The following is a 15152-nucleotide window of genomic DNA, read 5'->3' as shown; positions in this document are numbered from 1 at the left end:
TCGCAGATCCGGGGGGTGCCGGCCAGCGGCCGGCACTACCATCAGCGCGCCAGCAGCTCGCGCGCGTCCTGCCCGGCCTCGCAGTGCACGAACAGCACCGGCACGCCGTGCGCTTCCAGCACCGCGGCCATCTGCCGCTGGCGCATCAGGAACTGCTCGTAGATGCCCTTCAGGCGGTCGCAGTCGTTGTTGCTGTGGTTGTAGTGCGCGCACCAGCCGGCCGGATCGAACAGCGCCATGCGCGCCTCGCCATGGGTGTAGCGCAGCAGCGGCTCGGGCGCGGCGTTGAGCCACTCGTCCTCGCCCGGCGCCATGATCGCGGTCTCGATCAGCGGCCACAGCGCGGCCAGGCCCTGGTTGTCGTACTGCATCGACATCATCGCAGCCAGGTCGTTCACGGTGAAATAGCGCGCATGCTCGATGCGGGCACCGAAGGTGTTCTGCGCCATCAGTGCGGTGTCGGCATGCGCCATGCCGTTGGCCAGCAGCGTTTCCTCCAACGCATTGGCGACCGCGTTGGTGGTGGCCACATCGCTGCCGGTCAGCAGGAACGGCACCACGCGCAGGCCACCGCCCACCAGGCTGGCATCGGCCTGGAACGGCAGCGGCACGTCGCCGTTGGCATCGGTGCCGAACGCCAGCAGGCGCGGGCCCTGGTTGCGGCCCGGCGCACGCATCTGCAGTTCTTCCAGGCGGCGGTGGATTGGCCAGCCCGGGCGCAGTACTTCGGCCGGGTCGAAATGCGCGGCGGCGAACACCAGGTCCAGCTCGGCTACCTGTGGCACCAGCTTGGACAGGTCGCGGCCGACGCGTTCGGCCAGTTCACCGGCCTGTTCGGCGCTGAGTACCGCCTGGCGGGGGATTTCGCCGCCGGCCAGTTCCAGGGCCAGCACGCCAAGGGCATTCATCGCAGGGTCGGGTTTGCTCATGGTTCCACGGTTGGCCCATCACAGGGCGGCAGCTACACTTGGCTCCATTATGCCTGCTCCGTCGTGCAGGCCATGTTGCAGACACCCTCATCCATGCCAGGTATCTCCATGCCCAACGCTCGTCCCGTCGCCATCCTCGGTGGCGTCCGCATTCCGTTCTGCCGCCAGAACACCGCGTATTCGGATGTCGGCAACCTCGGCATGTCGGTCCGTACGCTGGGCGCGCTGGTCGAACGTTTCGGCCTGCACGGCCAGCAGCTCGGTGAAGTGGCGATGGGTGCGGTGATCAAGCACTCCAGCGACTGGAACCTGGGCCGCGAAGCCACGCTGTCCTCCGGCCTGTCGCCGCTGACCCCGGGCATCACCCTGCAGCGCGCCTGCGGCACCTCGCTGGACAGCATCATCACCGTGGCCAACAAGATCGCGCTGGGCCAGATCGAATCGGGCATCGGCGGTGGTTCGGACACCACGTCCGACGTGCCGATCGTCTACGGCAAGAAGCTGCGCGCGCGCCTGCTGGCTGCCAACCGCGCCAAGAGCACCGGTGACAAGATCCGCGCGCTCACCTCCGGCTTCAAGTTGTCCGAACTGAAGCCCGAATTCCCGGGCGTGGCCGAGCCGCGCACCGGCAAGAGCATGGGCGACCATTGCGAGGACATGGCCAAGGAATGGAACATCTCGCGCGACTCGCAGGACGAGTGGGCGGTGTCCTCGCACAAGAAGCTGGCCGCGGCCTATGAGCGCGGCTTCTTCAACGACCTGATCGCTCCGTTCCGTGGTGTCGAGCGTGACAACATCCTGCGCCCGGATACGTCGCTGGAAAAGCTGGCCACGCTGAAGCCGGCGTTCGACAAGGTGTCCGGCCGCGGCACGCTGACCGCCGCCAACTCCACGCCGCTGACCGACGGTGCCGCTGCGGTGCTGCTGGCCAGCGAAGAGTGGGCGCGCGCGCACGGCCACGAGCCGCAGGCCTACCTGCGCGATGCGCACGTGGCGGCGGTGGACTTCGTGCATGGCGAAGGCCTGCTGATGGCGCCGACCATCGCCGTGCCGGAGATGCTCAAGCGCAATGGCCTGACCCTGCAGGACTTCGACATCTATGAGATCCACGAAGCCTTCGCCGCGCAGGTGCTGTGCACGCTGCGTGCGTGGGAGAGCGAGGACTACTGCCGTAACCGCCTGGGCCTGGATGCACCGCTGGGCCGCATCGACCCGGACAAGATCAACCTGCTGGGTTCATCGCTGGCCACCGGCCACCCGTTCGCCGCCACCGGCGCACGCGTGATCGCCACCGCCGCCAAGCAGCTGGCCGAACGCGGCGGTGGCCGCGCGCTGGTCTCGATCTGCACCGCCGGCGGCATGGGCGTGGTGGCGATCGTCGAACGCTGATCGCATCCACGCATGGCGTGGATCTACCTACAAAAACGCCGCCCGATGGGCGGCGTTTTTGTTGTTGCCCGGATGGTTGCTCTGGTGGGTGCCAAGCTTGCTTGGCACGGTGCCAGATTCGCCGGTGGGTGTCGGCCAGCGGCCGGCACTACCGATCAGGGCAAGCGCGGATTACCGAACTCGTCGCGCTCTTCATTGGCGTCATACACCGGCGGCTGCACCGCAATCGGCTGCTCTTCCACCGTGGCACGCAGCGGCGCTTCGCTGCCGCGTAGCAGCGCCACGCTGTCCTCGCCGCGCTGCAGGCGCAGCGCATTGGCCAGGCACTGCGCGGCCAGTGCGTGCTCGCCACGCTGGGCGAACAGTTCACCCAGCGCTTCCCATGCCGGTGCCCCGGCGCCACTGGCGATCGCCTCATGCAGGAACGCGTCGGCGGCATCCCACTGCTGCTGCGCCAGTGCCACGCGGCCCTGCGCCAGGCGCAGCGCGGCCGAGCCGTCATGCACGTTGCCCCAGCGCTGCAGGTTGGCCTGACGGGTGGCCAGGCGCTCGGCCGGGAGGCGGCCATACAGCGCCACCAGTTCGTCATCCCAGCGCTGGTCCAACGCCTGTTCCAGCGCCAGCAGCGCCGGCTCATCCCAGTTCAGGGCCACCGCACGGCTGGCATAGGCACCCACCACGTCCGGTGTCGGCCGCAGTGCCTTCGGCGTGGCTTCCCACTGCGCGGCCAGCGCATTGACGTCGGCCGCTTCCAGCAGCGCCTGCGCTGCCAGGCGTGCTTCCAGTTCGCTGCTGGCGTCGGTCGGCAGCACCTTGCTCTGCCGCAGCGCGCCCAGCTGCCCATAGGCCTCGTGTGCGCGCCCAGCCTGCGCCAGTGCCTCGGTGCGCAGCCACAGGCCACGCGGCGGCAGCGGCTGGATCGCGGCCACGTCCAGCGCGTTGATCGCATCCACCGGCAGCTCGCGGGCCAGCAGCTGTTCGGCACGCAGCAGCGCCTGCAGGGTGGCATCGCTTTCGCCCAGGCGCTGCAGCAGTGCTTCGCCGGCGGGGCCGTCGGCCCGTGCCTGCGCACTGCGCACGGCGTTGGCCAGCGCCACTGCGCTTACTTCGGGGTCCTTGGCGGCGCCGTCCAGCAGCTTCTCCGCACGCTGCCACTGGCCGTGCTCGTAAGCCTGCAGGCCGTCGATCAGGCGCACCCGGCCCTGCTTGCGGCGGTAGCGGCCCCAGGCCCGGAACGGTGCGGCGATCAGGCTCCACAGCAGCCACAGCACCAGCACCGCGATCACCGCCAGCAACGCGACCTTCGGCAGGTTGCTGTGGTAGTCATAGCCGCCGTAACGCAGGATCACTTCGCCGAAACGGTTGAGGTCATCGGCGCCGAGCCATTGCGCGGCGACCACGCCGATGGCCACGGCCAGCAACAGCACGACCAGGGATTGCAGGGGTTTCATGCGGGATTACCTCCGGTCGGTCTGGGTGCGCAGTTGCTGCAGGGTGCTGCCAAGAACGGTGTTGCTGGCCTGCAGCGGAAGCTCGCGCAAGGCCTTCAGTTCAGCACGTTGTGCGCGCAGGGCCGGTGAATCCGGCCAGCGCCGCTGCGCCCATTGCTCCACGCGTACCAACGCGGTATCACGGCCAGCGCGGTCGCCGCGCTCGATCGCGGCGCGCGCCAGGGTCAGTTCCAGCTGCAGCGCATCGTCGGCATTGCGGCGTTCGGCAGCCGTCAGCGGGCCGTTCTGACGGCTCGGGGTGATGTCCACGAACGGTGCCAGCGTGGCCTGCCACCAGGCTCTGGCGGCAGGCGGCGCAGCGCTGCCGGTCACCTGCGAGGGCAGGCCCTGCAAGGCCTTGGCCAATGCATCCAGGCGCTGCAACGACTGCACGCGCGGGCCGGCGCCGAGCGCATCCAGTGCATCGCGTTCCTGCACCAGCGCCTGGCGCAGGTTCAGGCCATCGCTGTCGGGCAGATCGGCCAGCGCAGTGGCGGCCTGGGCATACAGGCGGCGTGCGCCATCCACATCGTCGGCGTAGTTCAGGCGCTGCGCGGCCTGGGTCAGCAGCAATTCGGCCTCGTCGCGCTGCACCGCCTGCCGGCCCTGGTTAGCGCTGTCGGCCAGCTTGGCCAGGTTTTCTTCCAGCAGTGCACTGCGCTGGGACAGGCCGAGCATCTCGTCGCGCAGCACGCGGTTGGTGGTGGCCGCGTCCTGCAGGCGCTGACTGGTCGCGCGCTGGTCGCGGCGCAGCGCATCCAGCGTGGCCTCCAGGCCCTGCAGCTGCACCGCGGTGGTCTGTGCCTGCGCCGCCTGTTCGCTCTGTTGCTGCTGCCAGAAGTACCAGCCCGCGTAGCCGCCCGCGCCGAGCACGGCCACACCGGCCAGCGGCAGCAGCCAGCGTGCGGAGCGACGGGGTGGGGAAACGGGCGGAGTGTCGTTCATCGGGCTTCCTTGTCGGCACCGTCGCCGGTGGGGGATCGGCAGGCCGCGTTGTGCACAGCATCACTGTTGCCGACGGCAGCGGCAAGCGTGACCCACGTCCCTGTTCAGGTCGCTGCCGGGACGGTGAGCGTGGCGTGTGCAGCCGCCACCAGCTGTGCGGTGGTGGGGCCGGCCGCGCGCACCACGTGCTGCAGGCCCAGCGCCCGTGCCTGTTCAGCGAGGCGATCACTGGCCACCACTGCGGTCGCGTGCGCCTGCAGGCGCTGCTGCAATGCCGGCGGAAGCTGCTGCCAGAAATGCTGCAGCGCTTCGCCACTGCTGACCGCCAGCATCCACGGGTAGGCTGAATGTGCCAGTCGCGCCAGCGTGCGCGGCGCCAGGCGCAGCAGACGCCGCTGGTAGACGTCGGCGCGTTCGATGCTGGCACCGGCCGCCTGCAGCTGCGCGGCAATCAGGCCGCGGCCACCGGGCGCGGTCACCAGGCCGATGCGCAGGTCCTGCACGTTGGCCAGTACCGGCAGCGCCAGCAGGCCTTCGCTGTCCATCCGCTGTGGTGCATGCACCTCGGAAATGCCGTGTGCCTGCAGCGCGCGCGCGGTGCCTTCGCCTACCGTCAGCCACGGGCTGCGTTGCGCCTCGACCAGCGTCAGCAGGGAAGCGGCCGCAGCAACCGCAGCCGGGCTGGTGAACACCACGCGATCGCAGTTCAGCGCGCGTTGCAGCTGGCGCACCACGGGCGTGCCGTGCAGGCGCTGCAACCGCCACGGTGAAAGGGCCAGCACATGCCCGCCCAGCCCAGCAACGGCGCGGCGCAGCGCCGCATGCTGGCCTTGCGGGCGCAGTGAAATCAGGGTCCAGGCCGCGTCGGAGCCAGCGGCGCCAGTGGGTATCGTATGGTCGGCCATTGCCTGCATTATGCGGGCCCTTCGTTGTCGTGGTCGCTGCTCCGATGTCCGTTGATGCCCTGACTTCCTCGTTGGCCGCCCTGCAGGACGTACTGGACTGCATGCCAGCGGTCCGCGCCATGCAGATCCAGCTCGACGGCTATGCCGATGGCGTGCTGCGCATCACCGCGCCGCTGGCCGCCAACGTCAACGACAAGGGCAATGCCTTCGGCGGCAGCCTGGCCTCGGTACTGACCCTGTCCGGCTGGGCGCTGGTCAGCCTGCGCCTGCGCCTGGCCGGCCACGATGCCGAGGTCTACGTGGCCGACAGCAACCTGCGCTACCTGGCACCGGTCTACGAAGACCTGCACGCCCATGCCGAAGCCGCCGAAGCGAGCGGCTGGGACGCCTTCCTGAATACCTTCCGCCAGCGCCGCAAGGCCCGCATCAGCATCATCGCCACCCAGCCTGGTGCCGATGGCAAGCCTGCTGCCGAGTTCAGTGGTCGCTTCGTTGCCTTCGCCAAAGGGTAGGATGGCAGGCTGACGTTCTGGGGAATCCACCGATGCGCCGCCTCATCCAGTTCCTGATCTGTTCCCTGCTGCTGGCCAGCGCCGTGGCCTCCGCCGACGACCTCAGCCGCAAGCAGCGCAAGCTGCTGGAAGAGACCCAGATCGCCTACGGGGCGACCATCCGCTGGGGCAGCATGGACGATGCCATCGGTTACCTCGACCCCAAGCTGCGCAAGGAAAAGCCGCCGACCGAGTTCGAGCTCAACCGCTATGCGCAGCTGCGCGTGTCGTCCTATCGCGAGCGCAGCAGCGCCTCGCTGGAAGGGGGCGAGGTCGAGCGCCGCGTCGAAATAGGGGTGATCAACCAGAACACCCAGGCCGAGCGCACCGTGGTCGTGGTCGAGCGCTGGCGCTGGGACCCGGAGGCCAAGCGCTGGTGGCAGTCGGCCGGCCTGCCGGACCTGTGGAAGGGGCAGTGACGGGCCGCGTCCGGCTTGTGCGACAATCGGCGCCCGCTTAATCGACCCGTGACCTGAGTGAATTACGAAGAGTTGCTGGCCTTTGCAGGCCGAAACCCGATGCTGTCCGCGGCCCTGGTCGGCCTGACCGTGGCCATCATCGTCACCGAGATCCGCCGCCTGTTCCGGGGCTTCAAGGGCATCAAACCCGCCGAACTGACCCAGCTGATGAACGCGGGCGGCACGGTGGTGGTCGACCTGTCGGCCAGCGGTGACTTCGAGAAGGGCCACATCGCCGGCAGCCGCAATGCCCAGGCCAGTGCCTTCGGCCCGGACAACAAGCTGGTAGCCAATGCCAAACAGTCGCCGGTCGTGCTGGTATGCCGCAGCGGCAACGCCTCGGAAACCGCCGCCAAGGCGCTGAAGAAGGCTGGTTTCGAAAAGGTCTACGTGCTCGATGGTGGCATTCCCGCCTGGCAGCAGGCCGAGCTGCCGCTGGTCAAGGGCCGCAACTGATTGCCGCAGGTGGCGCATCCGGCCTTGTATGGGCCTGATGCCGCCCCCATCGCAGTAATTCGACCCTCGTTTTCATTGCATTCACCTGGAGTTACTGGAAATGTCCGAAGAGATCACCAACGGCGCCGCTGCGCCGGTCGATGCCGCCACCGGCCCCGCTTTCACCGTCGAGAAGATCTACGTCAAGGACGTCTCCTTCGAGTCGCCGAACGCTCCGACCATCTTCAATGACCAGGTGCAGCCCGAGCTGCAGCTGAATCTGAACCAGCAGGTGCAGCGCCTGGGTGAGAACGCCTTCGAGGTCGTGCTGGCCGTGACCCTGACCTGCCAGGCCGGCGAGCGCACTGCCTACGTGGCCGAAGTGAAGCAGGCCGGCGTGTTCGGCCTGGTCGGCCTGGACCCGCAGTCGATCGACGTGCTGCTCGGCACCCAGTGCCCGAACATCCTGTTCCCGTACGTGCGCCAGCTGGTCAGCGACCTGATCCAGGCCGGCGGCTTCCCGCCGTTCTTCCTGCAGCCGATCAACTTCGAAGGCCTGTACGCGGAAACCCTGCGCCAGCGCCAGGAGCAGGGCGACGCACCGTCGCTGGCTGACTCCGAGCCGGCCGGCAACGCCTGATCCCTGCTGCGACGTCACGGATGAGCACTACCGCTGACAAGATCGCCGTGCTCGGCGCCGGTTCCTGGGGAACCTCGCTGGCCAGCCTGCTCGCACGGCACGGTCACCCGACCGTGCTGTGGGGGCGCGACGCGGCCGTGGTCGAAGCCATCGACCAGCGCCACGAGAACCCGCGTTACCTGCCGGGCATTCCGTTGCCGGACAGCCTGCGTGCCACCACCGACCTGGCGTCGGCGGTGGAAGGCGCGGCCTGGATCCTGGTGGTGACCCCGTCGCACGCATTCGGTGAAACCGTGCGTGCGCTGGCGCCGCTGCGTCCGGCCGGTGCCGGCGTGGCCTGGGCCACCAAGGGCTTCGAGCCCGGATCGGGCCGCTTCCTGCATGAAGTGGCGCGCGAAGTGCTGGGTGAGGACGTGCCGCTGGCCGTCGTCACCGGGCCGTCGTTCGCCAAGGAAGTGACCCAGGGCCTGCCGACCGCGATCACCGTGCACGGCGACGTGCCCGAGTTCGCGCAGACGGTGGCCGAGGCGATGCATGGCCCGGCGTTCCGCGCCTACACCGGCGACGACATGGTCGGTGCCGAGCTGGGCGGCGCGATGAAGAACGTGCTGGCCGTGGCTACCGGCGTGGCCGATGGCATGCAGCTGGGCCTCAACGCCCGTGCCGGCCTGATCACCCGGGGCCTCAACGAAATGCTGCGCCTGGCCGCTGCGATCGGCGCCAAGCCGGAAACGCTGATGGGCCTGGCAGGCCTCGGCGACCTGGTGCTGACCTGCACCGGCGACCTGTCGCGCAACCGCCGTCTGGGCCTGGCTCTGGGCCGTGGCCAGACGCTGCAGGATGCCGTGCGCGAGATCGGCCAGGTGGTCGAGTCGGTGCAGACCGCCGACGAAGTGATGCGACAGGCGCGCCGCCATGGCATCGACCTGCCGATCTCCGACCGCGTGCGTGCCGTGCTGCACGGTGAGCAGACCCCCGAAGAAGGCCTGCGCGCGCTGCTGGCGCGGGAACAGAAACCGGAGTATCCGGACACGCTGTTCAAGTGAATCGAAAAGCCCCGGCCATGCGCCGGGGTTTTTTCATCAGGGAGTACCCTGCGGATGCCGGGCGGAGACAGGCCCTGGTGGGTGCCAAGCTTGCTTGGCATCACGCGCGCTGCATATCCACGCATGGCGTGGATTTGCTGCAACGCCCGATCACCGCGCCCGTGGCGGCGCGTTGCCGTTGTCCATGTCCGAGAAGATCATCCACGGCCCATCGCCGACGCGCTTCAACGTCAGCGTGAACTTGCCGGTGTCCCCCACGTTGTTGCCGAAGGTGTAGGCACCGATGATGTAGCCGACGTTCCCTTCCACGGCATACGCCAGCGCGCGCAGCCGCAACGGGCTGCCGCTCTGGCCGGAGTACGCCGCCTCGATGGCTTTGCGTCCGCGCACTGGCGCCTGGTTGCTCTGCAGGATGAAGCCATCCTCGGCGAACAGCCGGGCGAGCGCCTTGGCATCCCCCTTGCGCCACGCCTGTTCGTAGTCGCGCAGCACGCGCTCCAGCGGCGCAGGCAGGGTGGTATCGGGAAGCGGTGGTGCGGGTTTCGCGCCTTCAGCAACGTTGGCGATGGCCGGCGTTGCCAGCAACAGGGCACTGCAGAAGATCACGGCGAGTCGTGTACGGCGCATGCGTCCAGGTCCTGGCGATGACGGGAGCGGCGAACGCATCCTAGCGCGCCGCTGGTTAGAATCACCCTGCCGCCGGCGTGGCGCATGCATCGCAGATCAGACAAGGACAGGGAATGAAGTTTCAGGTTGCAGGGATGGCACTGATGGTCGCGCTGCTGGCGGCCTGCGGGCAGGCGCCGGAGAAGGCCGTCGAAACGATGCCTGCGGTGGCACCCGCCGCACCTGCTGGAACACCGGCAGCGACGACCACCGTGGTCGAGAGTGAACCGTCCATCGAAGACGGAGTGGATCCGTCGGTGTGGGACAACGAAGGCGAGCCGGAAAGCGAGCCGCCACTGGCGCAGAAGGCCGAGCTGACCTGTGCCGACAATCCATTGGCCACGTACTTCTTTACCCTGGTCGGCGGCAACAGCGTGGACGACTGCGGCCGCAAGGACCCGAAGGTGCTGGCCGCGTTCAACGCGCTGATGAAGGACACGGCGGCGGCCGAATCGTCCGACAAGGACATCCCCTCGCTGCGGGTGCGCCTGCTCAGTGGCCCCAGCGCACCGGGCCGGCCGCAACAACTGCAGGACGGGACCTGGTGGTTCTACGCCGCCTGCCAGGCCCACGACTGCCCCGGCACCGCGCTGGCGATGCTGTACTCACCCGATCAGTCGAAGATGGTCGGCCGCCTTACCGCGCGCTGCCGGGTGTGGTGGCTGGGCGAGCCCACGGCCGAACAACGCGAGCAGATCGAACAGGTCCGCCCGCTGGATGACGCCGCATTGAAGGAAGACAGCGCGCTCTGCGAATGAGGTGATGCCGGCGGGGAACGTCTGGTCATGCTGGGCCGGGCGTAGGCCGTTCGTCCTGTTCTTCTGCCCGGAAACCGGCTGCTAAGCTTCCACCCCAACCTGTTGCCGATCGGCCTCTCTCCATGGCTTTCTGGACCGTCGTCTTCGCCATTGGCGCCGCGCAGGCCGCGCTGCTTGCCCTGGCCCTGTGGCGGCGGCCCGCCAATGCCGGGGCGAACCGGGTGCTGGCGATGTGGATCGCGCTGATCGGCATCGATCTGGCGGTGAAGGCGCTCTACTGGGATCCGTCCTACGCCGCACCCACCAAGGCGCTGCGGTTCGTCGGCCTGTTCCCGTTCCTGTACGGCAGCCTGTTCTATGTCTACGTCCGGGTCCTGACCGAGGCCAGGGCCGCGCGCTGGCGTGATGCTGTGCATCTGTCTGGATTCTTCATCGTGCTGGCCCTGCATGCGGGCTTCTTCCTGCGTGGATTGGTGCCGGCCGAGGGCATGCTGGCGCGAACGTTGCCGGGCATCGCGGAACTGGAATGGATGCGGCTGAACATCGTGCTGTACGCGTACAGCCTCTCCTATGTGATTGCCGGTCTGCTGCGGGTCGGCCGCTATCGGCGTGGGCTGCTGCAACGGCGTTCGGATGTGGACCGGATGTCGCTGCACTGGATCGATGCGATGGCGATCTCGCAGATCCTCATCTGGCTCATTGCCACCACGCAGTGGCTGGTCAGGATCCCCTGGATCGACTATCCGCTGATCTACGGCCTCGTTGCAGCGTGGGTATTCCTGATGGGCTACTTCAGCCTCACCCAGACGGCGGTGCTGGTCGAGCCTGCGCCGGAACCGGCGCCCCCCAGCCGCGAAGTGGTACCGGCCAACGACGACTCACGCGTCGCCGAGGTCGAGGTGCGGCTGTCGCAGCTGATGGCCCAACAGCAGCTCTACCGCGAACCGGCGCTCACCATCGGCCAGCTGGCCAAACGCTCCGGCTACCCCGAATATCTGGTGTCGGCGGTGATCAACCGCCGCTTCGGCGGGAATTTCTGGGAATACATCAACCGCCAGCGGATTGAAGCCGCCGCTTCCCATCTGGCCGATGGCGCTGACACCCGGACCATTCTCGACATCGCCTATGCCTGCGGCTTTACGTCGAAATCGACGTTCAACGCGGCGTTCAAGCGGCAGCTGGGTGAAACGCCCAGTGCCTTCCGCAAGCGCCATGCGTTGGCTGGCACCCCGGAATCACCGAGCCGCTGACAATGCAGTGGCCGGAGGTCGCCGCGGCCAGCGCAGCACAAGTTCGCAGAGTGCCAGGTTGAACACCCAGCATCCCCAGGCGGCGGCCAGATAGACCTGGGGGAAGGGCAGATGCAGCACGCCCAGGCCGATGCCCAGAATCAACCGGAACGTCACTGCGGACGCGGTGAGGGCAATGCTGCGCCACATCCACTGCCGGTGCCTGGCGAGGTTGCCGGACAGCGCGTGACCGATCCCGAGGCCGGTGGTGGCCAGCCACGCCAGCGCCAACAAGCCAAAGGCGATGCCGGTAGGGGCTCCTCCTTCGGCATGCAGGGCCAGTGACAAGCCCCCCAATCCCGCAACCAGTACGCCGCCTGCGTACAGGCCACCGCTCAGCCGGTGCAGCCGCGGGAGATGTCGCTGCACCCATCCGCTCATCTGCAACGGCGCCAGCAACAAGGCCAGCCCGCCGCCGAAGAGGTGGGCGGGGACGTCCAGGCCGGACGCCGCGAACTTCATCTGCAACCGGTTGTCCGGGTGTGGCTGGCCATACAACACGGTGAAGGCATAGGCGGCCACGGCGGCGCAGAGCAGGGCGAAGACCAGCCCAGCCGCCCAGCGGGCAACCTTGGGAAAGCGGTGTGGCATCTCGGAACCTCGGCGTTGGCGGAGGTTCCAGCGTGGGTGCGAGGTGCGGGAAAAGCGTCCGGATCGGCGGAGTCGTACCTGTACGAGCTGAACCGGTGCGGCGCGCGTGGGGCGATCAGGTTGCTTCAGCAGGAGGGTTGCCCCGCTTGTCTGCGGGGTTGCCCGGGCCTAAGCTCCGCCAACGTGGGGCCGGCAACGCACCCCGGGGCTTCCACAAGGATCAGCAGTCTGGCGAGGCGGACGTGGGAAGAAGACTGGCTTGCCCTCATTGCACGAAGCCCATCCCGCGCCATTGGCTGGGTGATCGGCAGTTCCTTTGCACGCATTGCCGCGCGCCGGTCAGATTCCGCTGGCCGCTTCGTGCGGTGACCGCTGTCATCAGTGCTGCATTGATGGTCCTGTTGATTGTCCTTCTCAGGCCGTTGTGGGCGCCCTTCGCCGCCTACACCGAAGCGGGCCACCTCGACAGGGGGAGCCTGACCAACTTCGCGATCATGGGGGCGCACATCCTCCCGGCGCTCTTCATCGGTGAAGTGATCCTGCATCGATTCGGGTCGCTGACGCTTGCCAATCCAAACTGGCCGTTGCGCCTCTCGGTTGCAGACCGAAAGCTCATGCGCAGGTACGGTATATCAAGCAACGGTGAGTACTTCGCAGTTGACGAGCTTCACTTCGATTCACTGCAACGTGCCGTTGAGCATGCTCGTGCGAACGAACGTCAACGGGAGGGGTGAGCGTCTTCGACCGAGAACACCATCGAACCCGCTTCCCGCCGGCAGTGCACGCCTGACTGGCCACTGCGGAACCGGAGCCGTCGCGCATCCTCCACGCATTCACTTGCGGCACTCCTTTGCAGGATCAGCCTTTGCCGCATCAGCGCCCCACAGGCAGACGATGCGGTCCAGCGCCAGGCCCGTGCGGGAGTTGCTGAAGAATACGATGCCGTCCGCCGACGCGGGCCGCATCAGGAACCTGGCACGGAAGCCCGCCTGATTGCGCCCGTCATGACCGACGGCAAGGCTGTCGTCGGGCAGGTGCTCGATGAAATGGCCAAGACCGTAGACCGCTTCGTCAGCCGCACGCGGCGTGCTCAGGTGTGCAGGCGAATGGAGCTGCGCGAGCGCGGACTCCTGCAAAGGATGCACGCCCGCAGTGCCCTGCATGCCCGCGATCATCCAGCGGGAGAAGTCCCGAACGCTGGTGGTCAGCGTCGACGGCACCTGCTCGACGTAGTAGCGCATTGGCGTGGGCGCGCCGTCGTCGCCGTGCCCTTCCGCGGCACCCGCCAGCACCGCCGGCGTCATCGCCACGCTGCTGCGGGTCATGCCCAGCGGTTCGAATACCAGCTCACGCGCGAGATCCTGGTAACGACGGTGGGTTGTTCGTTCGATGGCCAGCTGCAACAGGGTGTAGCCGCCGCCGGAGTACTGGAACCTGCTGCCAGCGGGTGCGACGAGTTCGACAGCACCGCGTCCGTTGGTTCTGCCCGCCAGTGACTGCTCAAGCGTGGGTAGTTCCTTGAAATCCAGCCAGCCTTGATAACCGCCCAGACTGGTTCCAGCTGTGTGTGAGAGCAGATGGCGGTAGGTGATCCTGCGGTGGTCGTACGGCCCGTTGGCCAACGGCCAGGGCACTACGGCATCGGCGACGATGTCATCAAGGTGGAAGCGCCCTTGTTGGGCGAGGCGCATCGTGACCCAACTGGCAATGGGTTTGGACAGCGATGCTGCGACAAATACCGTGTCTGGCGTCACCCGTACCTTGCCGGCGTGGTCGGCGTAGCCGAACCCCTGCGCATAGACCAGCCTGCCGCCGACGATCAATCCCACGGCGGCTCCCTGGATATGGGCCTCTTTCATGATGATGGGAACTTCGCGTTCGATGACATGCGCGAAAGATGGCGCCTGCTCAACCGGGCGGGACGGTGATGCCTGCGCGGCGGCGCTGAGTGTGCTCAGTAGAACAGCGGCCATCCACAAGGGGTTGTGCAGCGGAACCCGGCGAAGTCCTGGGGGTCGAACGGATCTGCTGTGCATGGTGGTTTAGCGGCCTGAGGTGAGCCAACTGCGCAGGGGATGCCCGAGCGGACTCAAGGGCATGGCATGGCGGAGGCGATCAACCTGATTCACCCCGCTTGCGCAAGTATCAGGCATGCATTGATGGTTGCGTTCGGCCTGTCCGCCGAACGACTCCGGTCAACGTCCCAACGTCTCGTAGAGAGCGGCCAGGCAGGAGGACATGCCATCGACTGTGTCGCTGTGCAGCGTCAGCAAGAGCCCGCCGTGGCTGATGGGCGAGGTCGGCCATGGCGACGACTATCGCAGAGGCATGTAGGGCTGCGCCGCTACTTGCTTGCGCGCCGTGCGCCCTTGTCGTCTTCGTCCTTTGCGTCACCCCGGCTCTGCGCGAATGCCGGGAACGTCTTCGCGATCGAATCCTTGTCCGGCAGGATGTAGAACACGCCACCCTTCTCGAACGTGGACTGCACGATCTGCTCGTAGAACGCGGGCGAGACATTGATGCAGCCATGGGTGACGCGGTTGTCGTCCGGCGTGGGCGAGGCCAACCGTTCGGCGCGCTTTTCCTTCGGGCTGCCCGGCGGCAGCGGATGCATCGACACGGCGGAATCGTAGTCCACCCACAACACGCGCCCGGCATCGTCGGAGGGGCCGTAGCCACCAATGAAGCGGCCGGCAGGCGTGGTGCGGTCGTGGCCGGGAATCGCACTCAGCGCGAGCTTGGCGACGCCGGGTGCGGAGTGATCGCCGATGGCCGATCCGAACAGCGCCGGTGCCGCGCCACGCAGCTTGCCCTCCCCGCTGAAGACCAGCACCTGCGCCGCCGCCTTGTCCATGACTGCAAATGGATAGCCCTGGTTGTCCTTGCTGGCGACCACCCACCCGGCCAGCTCGATCACCGTTTCGGACACGCTCTGGTCGGGCGGAAGTTCATCAACGGCGGCCACCGGTGGTGCAGGAGCGTCCTTGTCCCTGGCGTTGGCGACGCCGCTGCACGCAACGGCCAGCGCCATGACCAGTGCGGCATGCAGGACGCGGCGTG

Annotated in this window: 17 protein-coding genes; 9 read left to right on the top strand and 8 right to left on the bottom strand. The window is 67.6% G+C overall.

Annotation, left to right across the window (positions count from 1 at the left end; genetic code table 11):
- Window positions 1-41: 41 nt before the first annotated feature.
- A complete protein-coding gene (locus SSKA14_RS01360) occupies window positions 42-929 on the bottom strand; it encodes a hypothetical protein (RefSeq protein ID WP_040006724.1) in 888 nt (295 codons plus the stop codon).
- A 93-nt stretch (window positions 930-1022) separates the two neighbouring features.
- Here SSKA14_RS01360 and SSKA14_RS01355 point away from each other — a divergent pair, with 93 nt between their 5' ends.
- Window positions 1023-2318, top strand: a complete 1296-nt coding sequence (locus SSKA14_RS01355; RefSeq protein ID WP_087944925.1) for an acetyl-CoA C-acetyltransferase — start codon at window positions 1023-1025, stop codon at window positions 2316-2318.
- 155 nt (window positions 2319-2473) lie between these two features.
- Here the strand turns inward: SSKA14_RS01355 and SSKA14_RS01350 are convergent, their stop codons facing one another.
- From SSKA14_RS01350 to SSKA14_RS01340, 3 genes are all read right to left on the bottom strand, one after another.
- On the bottom strand, window positions 2474-3769 hold the full coding sequence (locus tag SSKA14_RS01350) for a heme biosynthesis HemY N-terminal domain-containing protein (protein ID WP_008265107.1): 1296 nt from the start codon (window positions 3767-3769) through the stop codon (window positions 2474-2476).
- A gap of 6 nt (window positions 3770-3775) precedes the next feature.
- Window positions 3776-4753: a uroporphyrinogen-III C-methyltransferase gene (locus SSKA14_RS01345; protein WP_008267186.1), complete on the bottom strand. Its 978-nt coding sequence runs from the start codon at window positions 4751-4753 to the stop codon at window positions 3776-3778.
- A gap of 104 nt (window positions 4754-4857) precedes the next feature.
- Complete coding sequence (locus SSKA14_RS01340; protein ID WP_008267025.1) at window positions 4858-5667, bottom strand: uroporphyrinogen-III synthase; 810 nt, start codon at window positions 5665-5667, stop codon at window positions 4858-4860.
- Window positions 5668-5702: 35 nt separating this feature from the next.
- Between SSKA14_RS01340 and SSKA14_RS01335 the strand changes: the two genes are divergently transcribed.
- The 5 genes from SSKA14_RS01335 (at window position 5703) to SSKA14_RS01315 (ending at window position 8788) form a co-directional block, all read left to right on the top strand.
- A complete protein-coding gene (locus SSKA14_RS01335) occupies window positions 5703-6170 on the top strand; it encodes a YiiD C-terminal domain-containing protein (protein ID WP_008266702.1) in 468 nt (155 codons plus the stop codon).
- Between the two features lie 32 nt (window positions 6171-6202).
- A complete protein-coding gene (locus SSKA14_RS01330; RefSeq protein ID WP_004153551.1) occupies window positions 6203-6628 on the top strand; it encodes a hypothetical protein in 426 nt (141 codons plus the stop codon).
- A gap of 57 nt (window positions 6629-6685) precedes the next feature.
- Window positions 6686-7123 carry a rhodanese-like domain-containing protein gene (locus tag SSKA14_RS01325; protein WP_004153552.1) on the top strand — a complete coding sequence of 146 codons (438 nt, stop codon included), beginning with the start codon at window positions 6686-6688 and terminating at the stop codon, window positions 7121-7123.
- 100 nt (window positions 7124-7223) lie between these two features.
- The gene (gene secB / locus SSKA14_RS01320; RefSeq protein WP_004153553.1) at window positions 7224-7742 is read left to right on the top strand and encodes a protein-export chaperone SecB; all 519 of its coding nucleotides are present in this window, start codon (window positions 7224-7226) and stop codon (window positions 7740-7742) included.
- Between the two features lie 20 nt (window positions 7743-7762).
- Window positions 7763-8788 (top strand): NAD(P)H-dependent glycerol-3-phosphate dehydrogenase, encoded by a 1026-nt coding sequence (locus tag SSKA14_RS01315; protein ID WP_040006720.1) that lies wholly within the window; start codon window positions 7763-7765, stop codon window positions 8786-8788.
- Window positions 8789-8938: 150 nt separating this feature from the next.
- On the opposite strand, the gene SSKA14_RS01310 is transcribed toward SSKA14_RS01315, so the two are convergent.
- A complete protein-coding gene (locus tag SSKA14_RS01310; protein ID WP_050413325.1) occupies window positions 8939-9415 on the bottom strand; it encodes a nuclear transport factor 2 family protein in 477 nt (158 codons plus the stop codon).
- A gap of 113 nt (window positions 9416-9528) precedes the next feature.
- Here SSKA14_RS01310 and SSKA14_RS01305 point away from each other — a divergent pair, with 113 nt between their 5' ends.
- Both SSKA14_RS01305 and SSKA14_RS01300 read left to right on the top strand, forming a co-directional pair.
- Complete coding sequence (locus tag SSKA14_RS01305; protein ID WP_040006718.1) at window positions 9529-10212, top strand: Ivy family c-type lysozyme inhibitor; 684 nt, start codon at window positions 9529-9531, stop codon at window positions 10210-10212.
- 122 nt (window positions 10213-10334) lie between these two features.
- Window positions 10335-11462 carry a helix-turn-helix transcriptional regulator gene (locus tag SSKA14_RS01300; RefSeq protein ID WP_008266646.1) on the top strand — a complete coding sequence of 376 codons (1128 nt, stop codon included), beginning with the start codon at window positions 10335-10337 and terminating at the stop codon, window positions 11460-11462.
- On the opposite strand, the gene SSKA14_RS01295 is transcribed toward SSKA14_RS01300, so the two are convergent.
- On the bottom strand, window positions 11448-12023 hold the full coding sequence (locus tag SSKA14_RS01295) for a DUF2306 domain-containing protein (RefSeq protein ID WP_157635901.1): 576 nt from the start codon (window positions 12021-12023) through the stop codon (window positions 11448-11450). The two genes, SSKA14_RS01300 and SSKA14_RS01295, sit on opposite strands and share 15 nt — an antisense overlap.
- A 434-nt stretch (window positions 12024-12457) precedes the next feature.
- On the opposite strand from SSKA14_RS01295, the gene SSKA14_RS01290 reads away from it, so the two are divergent.
- On the top strand, window positions 12458-12826 hold the full coding sequence (locus tag SSKA14_RS01290; protein ID WP_157635900.1) for a hypothetical protein: 369 nt from the start codon (window positions 12458-12460) through the stop codon (window positions 12824-12826).
- A gap of 99 nt (window positions 12827-12925) precedes the next feature.
- Here the strand turns inward: SSKA14_RS01290 and SSKA14_RS01285 are convergent, their stop codons facing one another.
- Entirely contained in the window at window positions 12926-14065 is a 1140-nt protein-coding gene (locus SSKA14_RS01285; protein WP_008266535.1) for a serine hydrolase domain-containing protein, read from the bottom strand.
- 371 nt (window positions 14066-14436) lie between these two features.
- Window positions 14437-15123, bottom strand: a complete 687-nt coding sequence (locus tag SSKA14_RS01280; RefSeq protein WP_008265254.1) for a hypothetical protein — start codon at window positions 15121-15123, stop codon at window positions 14437-14439.
- Between the last annotated feature and the right edge of the window lie 29 nt (window positions 15124-15152).

This window comes from Stenotrophomonas sp. SKA14 (assembly GCF_000158575.1).
Classification (GTDB): Bacteria; Pseudomonadota; Gammaproteobacteria; order Xanthomonadales; family Xanthomonadaceae; genus Stenotrophomonas; species Stenotrophomonas forensis.
The sequence above is the reverse complement of the archived record's forward strand: the minus strand, read 5'-3'. Positions and strand labels throughout refer to the sequence as shown.